Annotated in this window: 13 protein-coding genes; 12 read left to right on the forward strand and 1 reads right to left on the reverse strand. The window is 48.1% G+C overall.

What is annotated here, in order from left to right; translation table 11 throughout:
- Positions 1–9 precede the first annotated feature (9 nt).
- The 12 genes from EXW96_RS07530 (at position 10) to fdhA (ending at position 11346) form a co-directional block, all read left to right on the forward strand.
- Positions 10–861 carry a fumarylacetoacetate hydrolase family protein gene (locus EXW96_RS07530; RefSeq protein WP_074727526.1) on the forward strand — a complete coding sequence of 284 codons (852 nt, stop codon included), beginning with the start codon at positions 10–12 and terminating at the stop codon, positions 859–861.
- Positions 862–879: 18 nt separating this feature from the next.
- On the forward strand, positions 880–2073 hold the full coding sequence (locus EXW96_RS07535; RefSeq protein ID WP_174350257.1) for an FAD-dependent monooxygenase: 1194 nt from the start codon (positions 880–882) through the stop codon (positions 2071–2073).
- A 66-nt stretch (positions 2074–2139) separates the two neighbouring features.
- The gene (locus EXW96_RS07540; RefSeq protein WP_062409062.1) at positions 2140–3468 is read left to right on the forward strand and encodes an aromatic ring-hydroxylating oxygenase subunit alpha; all 1329 of its coding nucleotides are present in this window, start codon (positions 2140–2142) and stop codon (positions 3466–3468) included.
- An 18-nt stretch (positions 3469–3486) separates the two neighbouring features.
- Positions 3487–3984 carry an aromatic-ring-hydroxylating dioxygenase subunit beta gene (locus EXW96_RS07545; protein WP_137670253.1) on the forward strand — a complete coding sequence of 166 codons (498 nt, stop codon included), beginning with the start codon at positions 3487–3489 and terminating at the stop codon, positions 3982–3984.
- 44 nt (positions 3985–4028) lie between these two features.
- Positions 4029–4922 carry a branched-chain amino acid ABC transporter permease gene (locus tag EXW96_RS07550; RefSeq protein WP_174350258.1) on the forward strand — a complete coding sequence of 298 codons (894 nt, stop codon included), beginning with the start codon at positions 4029–4031 and terminating at the stop codon, positions 4920–4922.
- 40 nt (positions 4923–4962) lie between these two features.
- Positions 4963–5958: a branched-chain amino acid ABC transporter permease gene (locus EXW96_RS07555; RefSeq protein ID WP_174350259.1), complete on the forward strand. Its 996-nt coding sequence runs from the start codon at positions 4963–4965 to the stop codon at positions 5956–5958.
- A 5-nt stretch (positions 5959–5963) separates the two neighbouring features.
- On the forward strand, positions 5964–6671 hold the full coding sequence (locus EXW96_RS07560; RefSeq protein WP_174350260.1) for an ABC transporter ATP-binding protein: 708 nt from the start codon (positions 5964–5966) through the stop codon (positions 6669–6671).
- Between the two features lie 87 nt (positions 6672–6758).
- Positions 6759–8000, forward strand: coding sequence for an ISL3 family transposase (locus tag EXW96_RS07565; RefSeq protein WP_174349589.1), 1242 nt, complete (start codon positions 6759–6761; stop codon positions 7998–8000).
- Between the two features lie 48 nt (positions 8001–8048).
- A complete protein-coding gene (locus EXW96_RS07570) occupies positions 8049–8138 on the forward strand; it encodes an ABC transporter ATP-binding protein C-terminal domain-containing protein (RefSeq protein ID WP_254611318.1) in 90 nt (29 codons plus the stop codon).
- On the forward strand, positions 8125–8829 hold the full coding sequence (locus tag EXW96_RS07575; protein ID WP_054817887.1) for an ABC transporter ATP-binding protein: 705 nt from the start codon (positions 8125–8127) through the stop codon (positions 8827–8829). The genes EXW96_RS07570 and EXW96_RS07575 overlap by 14 nt, the downstream gene beginning before the upstream one ends.
- Positions 8830–8881: 52 nt before the next feature.
- The gene (locus EXW96_RS07580) at positions 8882–10105 is read left to right on the forward strand and encodes an ABC transporter substrate-binding protein (protein WP_309225057.1); all 1224 of its coding nucleotides are present in this window, start codon (positions 8882–8884) and stop codon (positions 10103–10105) included.
- A gap of 23 nt (positions 10106–10128) precedes the next feature.
- A complete protein-coding gene (gene fdhA, locus EXW96_RS07585) occupies positions 10129–11346 on the forward strand; it encodes a formaldehyde dehydrogenase, glutathione-independent (RefSeq protein WP_174350262.1) in 1218 nt (405 codons plus the stop codon).
- Between the two features lie 105 nt (positions 11347–11451).
- Here fdhA and EXW96_RS07590 read toward each other — a convergent pair whose 3' ends face one another.
- Positions 11452–12246, reverse strand: a complete 795-nt coding sequence (locus EXW96_RS07590) for an IclR family transcriptional regulator (protein ID WP_174350263.1) — start codon at positions 12244–12246, stop codon at positions 11452–11454.
- Positions 12247–12300: the final 54 nt, after the last annotated feature.

The raw sequence follows: 12300 nt of genomic DNA on the forward strand, positions 1-12300 counted from the left end.
TGCTGCCCGTTGAAAATTGCCCTATTTAATCAACATCGTTTAGGTATTGTCCAAAATGACCGGATCTACGATGTATCGGAAGCTGTCTCCTGGAATGCTCACAATCCTCAAGAATCGTTAGAGCGGTTGATTTGCAGCTTTAACGAATGGAAACCGAAGCTGGAGCTGGCCTTAACAAATTCCGATTCTTATCCGTTAACAGAAGTGAAATTACAAGCCCCTGTACCGAAGCCAAGCAAAATTTTAGCAGCTCCGGTGAATTATTTAAATCATCAATCCGAAATGAACGCCAAATTTAACAACGCTCCCTATACGATTGAAAAGCTTGGTTTATTTCTAAAAGCACCGTCGTCCATTATCGGGCCGGGCGAAACGGTCCTTTTGCCTTACAAGGACCGGCGGCATGACCACGAAGCGGAGCTCGCGTTTGTTATTGGAAAGGAAGCGAAGAATATCACCGCTGCTGAAGCGGGGGAATATATATTTGGTTATTTTGCCTTAATGGATATTACGGTTCGAGGCGAGGAGGAAAGAACGTGGCGAAAGTCGTTTGATACGTTTACGCCGATGGGCCCATGGATTGTCACATCCGACGAGATCAACAACCCGCATCATCTTCAAATGGAGCTGTGGGTAAATGAGGAGCTGCGGCAGAACACCAATCTCAGCGAGATCATCTGGGATTGCTGCACCTGCTTGGAGAAGGCCTCGCAAGCGATGACGCTGTATCCGGGAGATATCATTACAACGGGAACGCCAGAGGGAGTTGGACCCATTACCAAGGGAGATTGCGTCCGAATCCGCATTGATCGGATTGGCGAATTTAGCGTGAATGTCGATTTTAAAGATGATGCTGTTTAATGCATGGAGGACTCGAGGATGACAAAAACAAACAACATTCCTTTTATGGTTATCGGAGGCGGGATTGGCGGATTGGCGGCAGCTTTAAGCATTGCGAAAACCGGACGGCCGGTTCAAGTGCTGGAGCAGGCTCCGGAATTCGCAGAGGTTGGTGCAGGCTTGCAGCTTGCGCCTAATGCACTGGCGGTATTGGATAAACTGGGAGTATTGGGTACAGTCATGGAAAAAGCGGTTGCGCCCCGAAGACTGGTTTTGATGGATGCCATCACCGGCCAAGAAATGACCGCCCTGGATTTAGGCGGCGCCTTCCTCCAGCGTTACGGCTATCCCTATATTGTGACGCATCGGTCGGATTTGCTGGATGCACTGCTTGCAGCATGTCGTTCCCATGATCTGATTACGTTGTTGAACAACAAAGAGGCGCTGTCCGTCGAGGATTTGGGGGACCGGGCCCGGGTCAGTTGCAGAGACGGCTCGGTTTACACGGCCGATGCGGTAATCGGCGCCGATGGACTATGGTCCAGAACGCGTAAATTATTTGTTGAAGACAAAGCCGTCTGTTCGCATTATGTAGCTTATCGGGGAACCATTCCGATCTCTGAGATTCCCGAGGCCAATCTGGATGACGTCGTTTGCTGGATCGGTCCGAATCTGCATTTGGTTCAATACCCTGTACGCCGGAAGGAGCTTTACAATCAGGTCGTCGTTTTTAGGAGCTATCAATACAAGGAAGACTCCGACGATTGGGGGACCACGGCAGAACTCGATGAGCGGTTCAGCGTGTGCTGTCCGTCCGTTCTCAACGCCGTTTCCTTTATTCACCGCCAACGCCGTTGGCCTTTGTACGACAGACAGCCGATCCATACATGGACGGAAGGACGGATTGCGCTGCTTGGCGACTCGGGCCACCCTATGCTGCAGTATCTGGCGCAAGGAGCATGTCAGGCGTTGGAAGACGCCTTCGTTTTAGGCGAGAAACTCGAAGCGCATGGAAGCCAAATACAGCAGGCGTTTATGGCCTACCAGCAGGAACGGGCTCCAAGAGCCGCCAAAGTGCAGCAGACCGCCCGCGTCTTTGGCGATATCCTTCATACGGAGGACAATACAGCCATTCTTCTGCGAAACGCGATATTATCTCAGCGAAAAACGGATGACTACAGTGTGGTCGATTGGTTATACGGAACGTTTGTCCCGATAAATCAAGAACGTTAGTTTTGAAATGGATATCTTGAAACCGATTACAAACTGAAATAAAAATGGGCAAGGGGGATGGGAAGCATGAAAAAGCATCTGGATGAAGAGACAAGGAAAAGCATTGAGAACAGCCTGGAACGAGGATTGTTTCCCCAATGGGTATTGACCGATCCGGATATTTACAATATTGAAATGGAGCAGATCTTTTTACGTACCTGGCAGCTTTTGGGACATGAATCGGAAATCAGGGAACCAGGGCAATATGTCACTCGTTGGATAGTGAATGATCCGGTACTGTTGGTGCGAAACGGCGGCGGGGAAATTAAAGCGTTTTTGAATTCCTGTACACATCGGGGAGTTCACTTATGTACGGCCGATGCCGGTAAAAAGAAAAGCTTTACATGTCCGTACCATGGGTGGTCCTATAACCTTGACGGCGACCTGATCGGTATTGTTGCCGGGGATAAAATTTATGGAGAAGAAATGGATAAGAAAGACTGGGGACTCCGTCCCATTCCAAGAGTAGAGGTATATAAAGGCCTGATTTTTGCGAATCTGGACCCTCAGGCGATGCCTTTGGAGGAATTCCTTGGCGAATTTAGATGGTATTTGGATATCATGCTGGGACGGAGCGATGGAGGTATGGAGGTGCGGGGCGTGCCTCAGCGCTGGGTCGTTCATGCGAACTGGAAGATGGTATCGGAAAATTTTGTAGATCCCTATCATGTTCAAACCTCGCACCGGTCAACGGTTGAGCTTGGCATGAGTCCCGAAGATCCGTTATATGCAAGCTATGGTCATGGTGTAGCCTGTAACCACGGACACGGGATCTGCGTCATCACAAGCAGTCCCAAGTCCAAAGCCAGACCGGTTAAATATCAGGGGTTGCCGCAAGAAATGTGGCCTATGTTTGAACGGAATTTAACCAAAGAACAGCTGGAAGTGTTTGAAAAAGTAAAAGTGCTTGTAGGCACATGCTTTCCGAATATGTCGTTTAACTGCCCGCTTCACGGCAACGAAGGTCATTTATACAATTACTTTAACGTGCGTGTTTGGCGGCCGCTCGGACCCGATAAAGTGGAAGTCATTTCATGGTTCCTGATTGATCAAAGTGCGCCGGAACAATACAAGGAAGATGCTTATAAAGGATATATCGGCTCGTTTGGCCCTTCGGGAACGTTAGAGCAGGACGATACGGAAATATGGGCACGGGTGGTGCAGGCCAGCAAAGGCTTCATGGTTCGGGACAAATCGCTGAATTACAATAACTTCTCCAACTATTTAATGGGATATGACCATGTTGCTCCCGATGAAACCTTTCCAGGGCCGGGTGTGGCTTATTCAACCAACTATGTGGATTTTATGACCAGAGGGTATCATGACTACTGGTTTGAGATGTTGACCAAGGAATAGTCGGAGGAGATGAACAGGATGAACATGGAAACGTATTTTCGCGTGACTCATTTTTATACCCGCGAAGCATCTATACTGGACCGCAGGCTTTTTAACGAATGGCTGGATCTGCTTGCGGATGATATTGTATACCGGATGCCGGTTCGGATTACCCGTGAAGAGAGGGATGGGTCCAACATCGTGGATGACATGACTTTCTTTGAAGATACGAAGACTTCATTAAACCTGCGCGTAAAAAGGTTAAGCACAACGTCGGCATGGGCGGAAAATCCTGCGCCACGCACCCGGCATTTCGTATCCAATATTCTGGTTGAAAGCGAGTCGGATCAGGAACTAAGCGTTCGCAGTCACTTTTTATTGATGCGAAGCCGGGCGTCTGAAACCGAAATCGAACAACTATTTGGAGAACGAATGGATGTTCTGCGAAAGGCCGGAGATGGGTTTAAGATTTGTTCCCGAACGATTATTCCCGATCAAACGATACTCAATCTGAAAAATCTCAGCATGTTCTTATAATTCATCATTTATTTAGAGTAAGACGTGAAAGGGGGAAGATAGGGTTGGACGCACAGATGATGTTATTTCAACAAAGCTTTTGGAGCGGTATCACCATCGGATTTATTTATGCTCTTATCGCTCTCGGGTTCACGATCATTTTCAATGTCAGCAAGATTCTTAATATCGCCCAAGGAGAATTTACTATGATCGGCGCCTTGAGCTTGTACTCCTTTGTCACGACGTTAAACAGTCCGTATTGGGTAGGTCTATTGTTAACCGTCGTATTAGCTTCGGTGATTGGGTGGTTCATGGTCAAAATGGCCATTAACCCGTTAAAAAAGCCGGATATTCTTACGATGATTGTGGTTACCGTTGCGTTCGGGGAAATTCTCAAAGGTGCCGCGTTTCTGGTCTGGGGCAGCGATAACTTTGCGATACCGGCTTTGTTTAAAAGTGTATCCATCCCCGTATTTTCGGCGAATGTGGATTCGCAAACGATTCTGATCATTGCGGTGTCGCTGCTCATTTATTTTGGTTTCAGATGGGTGAATCAAAACACTTATTTTGGCAGGGCTTTGACGGCCATCTCGGGAGATCCGTATGCGGCCGGATTAATGGGGATTCATGTCAAACGAATGATCCTTGTCGTTTTTATTATCGGTTCCATTATGGGATCTGTGGCCGGAATTTTGGCAGGCCCGCTCATTACGATGAGTTATTATCAGGGATCGATGTTAGGAATAAAAGCGTTTATTGCCGCTCTTCTGGGAGGGTTGGGCAGCTATGGAGGGGCTATCATCGGCGGGTTAATCCTCGGACTATTCGAAGCCTATGCCGCCGGCTTTGTTTCTTCATTGTTAAAAGACGCGTTTTCGTTCATCGTCCTGCTTGTTTTACTCGTGTTTCTGCCAAGCGGTTTGGTATCCGTCAAGTCACTCTACAAAAAGAACGGCTGATTCTTAATGTGATGTTAACAAATCGACAGGAGGGGATAGAGTGACTAAAAAATGGGTTTCTTGGGATCTGGCATGTTTAGTGCTGTTTATCATCATCGCTCCTTTTCTTTTAGGAGAATCGTATTTTTTTGAAACGGTCAATATTGCCGGGATTTATGCCATTGCGGTGATCGGCCTGAATTTAATTCTGGGCTATGCCGGACTCATTGCGCTTGGACATGCGGGATTTTTTGGTTTAGGCGCTTATGTATCCGCATATCTGTCCATTCATTTGAATGTGCATCCGTTTTTATCGATTCTGCTGAGCTGCATCCTGATCGCGATGTTTACCTTTCTTATTGCGTTCCCGCTGTTAAGATTGTCCGGCTACTTTCTCGCATTGGGGACATTGGGGCTTGGGGTCGTACTCTTCACTTTAATCAACAGCGGTGGTGAAATCACGGGAGGACCCAACGGACTTGCCAATATTCCGGGCTTTTCTATTGGATCGTATCAATTTCATTCGTTCCACGATCATTTTTATCTGATCTGGATTACGGTGCTGATCATCTTCATTCTGACGAAAAATCTGGCGAATTCCCGTGCAGGAAGAGCGATGAAGGCCATCCATTCCGATGAGGGGGCTGCGGCTTCCTTTGGCGTCAATGTATTCCGATTTAAAATGAAAGTCTTTGTTCTGGGCTGTACCTTGGGCGCATTAGCCGGCGGATACTACGCTCATTATATGGTTTTTATTTCTCCGGACATTGTAAGTATGCATAATTCGATCAATATGTTGATCATGGGTTTTCTTGGCGGACTTGGTTCGTATCTCGGACCGATTACGGGGACTTTCGTTTTTCAAATTATTCCGCAGATCTCAGCCTTGATGGAGGACTACGAGATTTTGATCAAGGGGATTATTTTTCTGCTGGTTGTTCTTTTTCTTCCGGGAGGCGTTCAATCGGCGATCGATAAGGTATCGTTATCGTTAAAAGGAAGAAAGACGACCCCAAAGGAAAACAGGGTGTATCAAGAATCGATGGGGAAGGAGTGAACGATTTGGGTTTACTGCAAGTTGAGGGCATATCCAGGCATTTTGGTGATTTGAAGGCCGTTTCCAATGTGTCTTTTGAAGTGGAGGAAAAGCAAATTGTTTCGGTTATAGGACCGAACGGAGCCGGGAAATCGACGCTGCTTAATTTAATCACCCAAGTGCTTCCTCTCTCAAGCGGCAGAGTTATGTTCAAGGATACGGATCTGGCCAGTAGAAGGACTCATGAGCTTGTAGGTATGGGCATCGCGAGGACGTTCCAAAATATTCGGTTGTTTTCAATCCATAAAATGAATGTGTTGGAAAATGTCATGCTGGGTTTGCATCATCAATACGACCATGGTTTATTTTCTGCCGGTATCGGCTTGAGAAAAGCAAGAAGCAACGAGAAACAGATGGAAGAGAGAACTTTTGAAATCCTTGCTCTTCTTCGGATCGAACCCTTTGCCTATACACCGGTTACGGAGCTGCCGTTCGGTATTCAGCGTCTTGTCGAATTGGGGCGTGCGCTTGCAGCCAAACCCTCCCTGCTGATCCTGGATGAACCTGCAGCCGGGCTAAATGATATGGAAACCGAAGTGCTGTCAGATCTGATTCTGAACATTAAAAAGGAAGGTGTATCCATTCTTCTGGTTGAGCATCATATGGGTCTGGTGATGAATATTTCCGACAAGATCGTGGTATTAAATTGGTTCAAAACCGAAATCAGTGCTTGACGAATTGATCGAAGGCTAAATATGGAAAAACATCTGCTAATCCTGTATTGTTGTAAGTCCTACCCAACAACAAAGAGGAATAAACAGATGCAAACTCAGTATATCAATGAAATGCTCGACTTACCAGAGCTGAAAATTAAACAAATTCTGTCCATCGATGCCGATGAACTTCACATAGAAGCTCTACCCGTGGACGCCAAGCAATGCTGTCCATGCTGTAAGTCCATTGAACATGTCGTCCGCAAGGGAAGAAATGAACCGCGGATCGTCCGGCATCTTTCCGTATTCGAAAAGCAAACCTACCTGCACGTGCCGTCGATTCGGATGTATTGTACGCGCTGTGAAGCCGGATTTGTGTGGGCGTACGAATTTGTCGGTCCCAAGCAGCGCTACAGCCGACTCTTTCGCTCCCAGACGGTCGAACAAGCGCTGGGGTCCACGGCCGCGCATAGCGCCCGGATGCAGCAAACACCGGCCAGTACCGTACAGCGCATGCATAACGAGGCGGTGCCAGTGGAGTGCGAGCGGATCTACGAACGTGTCTGGGAAGAAGCGCAAGAAACGTCCGGATTGGTTCTGGGGATCGACGACTTTGCCATCAAGAAAGGCCATACGTATAACACCGGCATTCACAACCTCAAAGGCGAGACGATGCTGGACTTGCTGCCCGGTCGAAAGCTGGAGGAACTGCGGGCGTATTCGCAAGAGCATCCTGGCTTCCTGCTGTTGAACCCGAAGGCGGTGGTCATGGATTTAGCTCAGGCGTATCACACGTGGATTCGCGAGTGTTTTCCAAAAGCGATTCGCATTGCCGATCGTTTTCATGTTCACGGTTACGTCATCGAAAGCGTGCAGGCGGTTCGGAAAACCGTGCAGAACACCCTGTCGCCACGGGCGAAGGCTTATCTGAAAGCGAACCATCGGTTGCTCAATCCGCCAGCGGAGTCGCTTGATGAAAAAAGCCGCGAACGTTTGGAAACGCTGCTCCATTACTCCCCTCTACTGCGCGGCGTGTGGGAATGGAAAGAAGCATTTACGACGTGGTACAACTGCTCGCCGAATCTTGCCATTGCCCAATTGGGATTTGAGCGTTGGTGTGAGCAGGGCGATCGGATTGATCACCCCGCCGTCCAAAGCACCCTGAAGACCATGCGCAACTGGAAAGAGGAGATCGTTAACTACCATCAATGCCGCTGGACAAATGCGACTGTAGAAGGCCGCCACAATCGCATCAAAGCCTTTCAGCGCCGCCACTACTTTACACGAAATCGCAGTCGCTATAAGGCTGGCATTCTGATCGAATGCAACCGACATCGGATGTTCGGCTAATTGTCAAGCACTGATTTTGAGATTGAGCCATTAAATTACGGACAAAAATTGGTCGAAGGCAGCCCCGCAGACGTCCAAAACGACCCCAAAGTCATCGAGGCTTATTTAGGGAAGGAGAAAGCCCATGCTGGCGCTTAAAGACATTTATGCGAAATATGATCAGCTGAACGTATTGAAAGGAATCTCGATTCATGTTGAAAAAGGAGAGGTGGTTAGTATATTAGGCGCGAACGGAGCCGGGAAAACATCGGTTTTGAAAGCGATAACAGGAGGGATAACGGTTACGTCGGGAAAGGTGTATTTTGGGGAAAAGGACGTCACGTCTCTTCCTGCACATGCCGTAGTTAAAGAAGGCATATCCCATGTTCCGGAGAACCGCAGAGTATTTCGGGAGCTCAGTGTGGAGGACAATTTGATCATGGGCGGGTTTAAGTTTACCCGCTCAAAGAAAGAGATGGATGCCAGAATGGAATCGGTCTACGAGATGTTCCCCCGGCTGCGTGAAAGAAAAACACAGAAGGCCGGTACGATGAGCGGCGGGGAGCAGCAGATGGTTGCCATCGGCAGAGGCCTGATGATGTCGCCGAAGCTGATGATCCTGGACGAACCGTCCCAGGGCCTGGCTCCCAGGATCGTGGAGGAAATTTTTGAAGCGATTCAAAAGCTTGGCAAGGAAGGGCGAACCATTGTTTTAGTTGAACAAAACATATTTCAGGCACTGCAGATCTCAAACCGGGCGTATGTGATCAAGTCCGGGGAAATCATGATGGAAGGGGACGCTAAACAATTGCTGGCAAGGGAGGATATTAAGGAGGCCTATTTGCATTAATCTAAGGTTAAGCGAATACATAAAGTAAAAGGGGAGAGTAAAATTGAGAAAAGTGAGTTTGACCCTATCCGTTATGATGGTATTCGTTGTCGTCCTGCTTGCAGCTTGCGCGGGCAATCAGACGAGCAGTCCGGCTTCGGCTCCGAATAAATCCGGCGAAGCGGCAAAGACGGATGCGAAGAATCCGATTGTCTTGGGGTCCACGATGGCTATGACCGGAGGTGCGGGATTTCTCGGGTCAAGTATGAAAGAGGTTTTTGACATGGTGGCCAAACAGGTGAATGCGGAAGGGGGAATTAACGGCCGCGAGTTGAAGCTGATTTATTACGATGATGAGAATAATCCGGAGAAAGCGGTACAGAATGCACAAAAGCTGATTAAAAAGGACGGCGCCAAGATTATTTTGGGGCCAAGCACAGCTCAAACCTCCGGCGCTATCCAGTCCGTTGCCGATAAGAATAAAGTCATTATGTTTTCTTTATCCCCCACGTATACGGCTCCCGGGAACAGTTTTGGCTTCGTCACTTCTTTAAAGCAAGATGCGTTTCATGAAATTCCGCATGAATGGTATAAACAGAAGGGAATCAAAAAGGTGGGTTTGATCGCAACGACAGATACGAGCGGCAACATTTCGGCAAAGATTATCGAGGCCATGAACAAGAAAGACGGCATTGAGTATGTCATTGAAAGAATGGGGCTGCAGGATATCGATGTGACTCCGCAGTTGACCCGCTTAAAGAGCGCGGGCATTGAGGCGCTTGAAATTGTTGGCCCGGGTGCGCCACCGGCTATTGCCATCAAGAATGCAGGGCAAATCGGTCTCGATATTCCGCTGATCCTTAATGCTAGCCAGGTTTCCTACGCGTTTGCCAACTCGATCAAAGATTATATTCCGGAGCAGCTGTATTTCGCAGGTACTGCCCCTATCGCATGGAAAGGACTTAGCGAGCAAAATCCGCTGAAGCCGTTAATGGTCAAATTTGCGGATGACTTTAAGAAGGAATACAACAAGGAGATTGACCACGTGACGGCGATTGGCTACGATTCGATACTTACCGTTATCGAAGCGATAAAGAAAGCCGGCAGCGATGATCCGGAAGCGGTCAAACATGCGCTGGAAACTCAATTCAATAACTTTATCGTCACGACTGCGGTTGTAAACTATACCCCTGAGGATCATCAAGGTACAACCAACGATGGCGCCGTTATGCTGAAGCTGGATCCGGAATTAAGCTGGCATGTGGAATGGGAACCTAAATTTTGGGAGAAAAAATAAGAGGGTAAAGGAGAATGGGAATCATGGCTGACAATCGTGCGGTAGTCTATGTAGAACCCGGGAAAGTAGAGGTTCGGGATATCCGTTATCCGGAATTGATATTGCGGGATGGACCCGGAGTGAATCCGCTGAATGTGGGCAGAAAATGCGATCATGGGGTTATATTGAAAGTCGTCACGACGAACATTTGCGGTAGTGACCAACATATGGTCAGAGGCCGAACCACGGCTCCAAGCGGTCTTGTTTTAGGTCATGAAATTACGGGAGAAGTCATCGAAGTAGGGCGTGACGTTGAGTTTATTAAAAAAGGCGATCTCGTTTCCGTTCCGTTCAATATCGCGTGCGGCCGCTGCCGCAGCTGTAAAGAACGCAATACCAACGTTTGTGAAAATGTGAATCCGGACCGGCCGGGCTCCGCATATGGCTATGTGGATATGGGCGGCTGGGTCGGAGGACAATCGGAATATGTAATGGTGCCTTATGCCGATTTTCAGCTTTTAAAATTCCCGGATAAAGACCAGGCGATGGAAAAAATTCTCGATCTGACGATGCTGTCCGATATTTTTCCAACCGGTTACCACGGTGCCGTAAGCGCGGGCGTGAAGCCCGGTTCTACAGTCTATGTAGCAGGTGCCGGTCCTGTGGGTTTGGCAGCGGCTCATTCGGCTCAATTGCTGGGTGCGGCTGTCGTCATTGTCGGCGATTTGAACGGCGAACGATTAGCGCAAGCCCGAAGCTTTGGATGTGAAACGGTTAATCTGAAAGAGCATCCCAATGTAGGGGAACAAATCGAACAAATCTTGGGTGTTCCCGAAGTGGATTGCGCCATTGACTGCGTAGGCTTTGAAGCGCATGGCCATGGTCACGCACACGGTGAAGCACCGGCTACCGTATTGAATTCCATTATGGAAGTAACCCGTGCAGGAGGCCGACTTGGCATTCCGGGTCTTTATGTAACTGGTGATCCGGGGGCCGCAGACGAGGATGCGAAGATCGGAACGTTAAAGATCCGCTTCGGATTGGGGTGGGCTAAAGCTCATACGTTTGTAACGGGCCAAACTCCGGTGATGCAGTATCATAGAGAATTGATGATGTCGATTTTGAACGGTAGAGCACAGATTGCAAAGGCGGTAAACGCCACTTTGATTTCGCTGGATCAAGCACCTCAAGCTTACTCGGAATTTGATAAAGGGGCTTCCAAGAAATTTGTCATCGATCCGCACGGGTCGATTAAGCATTAAACCTTGCGGCGCTGCGGGATTTGCCGTGTATGCCAAGAATATACACGCGAACCCGCAGGGCCGTTTTGTTTTTTGACTTCCCTACAGGACATGGGAATCATAGGTTTAAAGCCGCACCCCGCCCAATGCTTCTTTAAAGCCCATTTTTAAGGATATTTGACTTGCGGCCTCCTTGACCATTAATTTTGCCGGCTCCAGCCGGTCGCCATCCAACTGCACGGCAGGTCCAAGAATTGCTAAAGCCGCAATCAGCTTGCCTTCCGCATCATATATAGGCGCACCGATGGCAATGCCGCCTTCATACGTTTCTTCCATATCCGCATAGACTCGTTCCTCTTTGATTTTTTTGAACCGGACGCGAAGCACGTCCAGATCGGTGACGGTCTTGGAGGTCATTCGTACGAGGGGATGCTTTTGCAATAAACGCTCAAGCTCATCTTCCGTCAAATGGGCCATAATGACTTGTCCCAAAACTCCAAAATTAATAGGGCGGCGCAGTCCGATGTAAGAGGAATATTTAAAACCAACCGGGTTTTCCCGTAAAAAAACATAAACAAACGTTTCCTGCTCGATGACCGCCATAATCACCGTTTGTTTGGTATTAGTCTGGAGGTTGATAAGTATTTCCTCCGCCTCTTGCCTGACGTCAAGGAGAGTGGTAAGCGTACCGGCATATTCTAACAATTTTAATCCCAACCGGTAATTTTGGTTCTTTTGATCGTATTGAATAAGCCCCCGAAGCTCCAGCGTATACAATATTCGATAAGCGGTTGTTTTCGGCAATTTGGTCTTGGCTACGATCTCATCGATTGTTAGAACGGGGTGCTCTACAGAAAACACATTTAATAAATCAATAGCCCGATCGATGGCCCGAACGGAATTTACGTTGACATCACGCATGATAAGATAGTCCTCCCCATCGTTATAACAAATATTGAATCCATTATATGAATT

Origin of the sequence: Paenibacillus sp. JMULE4, from assembly GCF_013337105.1 — a bacterium.
In the GTDB taxonomy this organism is placed as follows: Bacteria; Bacillota; Bacilli; order Paenibacillales; family NBRC-103111; genus Paenibacillus_G; species Paenibacillus_G naphthalenovorans.